Consider the following 1826-nt stretch of genomic DNA (forward strand, 5'->3'; position numbering starts at 1 on the left):
ACCAACGCCCTCCCGACCAGACTGGCCGCGAAGCTCTGGAAGGCCCGCACCGACCCGAGGGTCGGCGACGATCCCTGGACGGACGGCTGCAAGAACGTCCAAGCCTACGTCGCCGCGAGCGACCTGAAACACTGGATCCGCCGGCAGGAAAACGGCATCAGCGACAGCTACGCCAAAAAGTTAGTCTCGAGGACGATCGACGCGGTCCTCGAGCTCTCCAAGAATCGCCTCGCGGTCCACAGAACCTCCCAGCGCAAGAACGGCCTTTCCTACACCGAACGACGGCTCGTCCTGCCGACCGACGCCGACGTCCCCGGCGACCCCGCCACGACGCCGGAGACGGCCGACGTCCACGGAACAAGCTAACCCCACCTCGAGAACACACCCGCACCACCGAACGCACACGCTCGAGCGAGCACACACACGCTCCCAACGCACCACCACCGCGACGCGCCCGCCACGTTCGCAGGGACGAGTAGCCGTGGGACCGTCCTCGATCGGTCGTCGTCGGTCACCGCTCGAGACGGCCCCGACTGGGCCGTCCGAGGACACCAGCTGTCACCGGACCGGTGGTCGGTCACCGCTCGAGAAACGAATCTCGCGACCGATCAGTCGACCGCGCCACGAGCGCTGTCGTGGCGTCTCCGGCTCGTCGACGAACGGGGTTCCGTCCGTGCAGTGACTCTCCTCTGAGACTCCGTTCGAGTCGTCCACACGCCCCGACCGGTTCGAAGCCGCCTCCAGCGAGGAACCGATTCGCGTGACGACGACGCCTCGTTTTCAGCCCTCATCTAGATAATAAAGAGTCCGTCAGACAAACATTAGTGAGAAACTCGGTCATGGCTTTGTGACAGTATCCCCCCTCAACCCATGTGGATCTGACCCACACCACCCATGAGCAGTGGACACCACCATCACGACCGAGCCGAATCGAGCGATCCTGACCGCTACACCTACGACGACGCCGACGCGCTCGAGGACCGCGACTTCGAGGGCACGACTATCGATCGACGAACGTTCCTGAGCGTCGCAGCGGCGACCGGCGCGGCGCTGACGCTACCGGGTGCGGCCTCCGCACAGGTCGACGACGACCGGGTCACCGACCTCGCGGAGTTCGTCGTCAACGCGACGCCCGACGACTACGCGGCGACGCTCGTCCTCGAGTTCGAGGACGCGGAGTCGGTAGCCGCGTTCTACGACGAGTTCGGCGACCCCGACTGGGATATCGACGAGGACGACCGCGCGACGACGGTCGTCTATCGCGAGACCCCTACCCCGGCCGCACACGCCTATCTCACCGAGGCGGAACTCGCCGATGCGCTCGACGACTTCGACGGCATCTCGTTCGTCGAGTACTCGCCCGGCGCGAACCCGTTCTGGAAGCTCGAGGAGCCCTACGGCGACTACGAGGTCTTTCCGGAGTACATCGAGGAGTACGACGTCTTCCCGCGCGTCGAGGACGCCCGCGATTGGACCGCCCACGGCGAAACCGGCCAGGCCCTCGAACACCTCGAGGCCGAGTACCCCGACATGGTCAACCTCGAGCGGATCGGCCAGGGGCCGGGCTGGGAGAACGTCTTCACGAGCGAGGACTCCGACCCGCGCGACATCTACGTCGCTGAACTCACGAACGACGTCCAGGACCGCGAGGCGTTCGCCGAGAAGGAAAAAGCCGTGTTCATCGTCGGCATCCACGGCAACGAACGCGCCGGCGTCGAGGCCGGCAGCCGCATCCTCGAGAGCGCCGCCAAGGGCGAGAGCGAGGAGTTCAACCCGTTGCTCGACGACATCGCGATCGTCTACGTCTACATCAACCCCGACGGGTG

1 protein-coding gene and 1 pseudogene are annotated in these 1826 nt (G+C 65.7%); both read left to right on the top strand.

The annotated features are described in order from the left end of the window. A pseudogene (locus ACNA7R_RS20170) lies at nt 1-366 on the top strand (hypothetical protein); the annotation flags it as partial. A 528-nt stretch (nt 367-894) separates the two neighbouring features. Next, the coding region (locus ACNA7R_RS20175; protein ID WP_416285324.1) for a M14 family zinc carboxypeptidase at nt 895-1826 on the top strand (932 nt) is incomplete at its 3' end.

Origin of the sequence: Natronococcus sp., from assembly GCF_047921035.1 — an archaeon.
Classification (GTDB): Archaea; Halobacteriota; Halobacteria; order Halobacteriales; family Natrialbaceae; genus Natronococcus.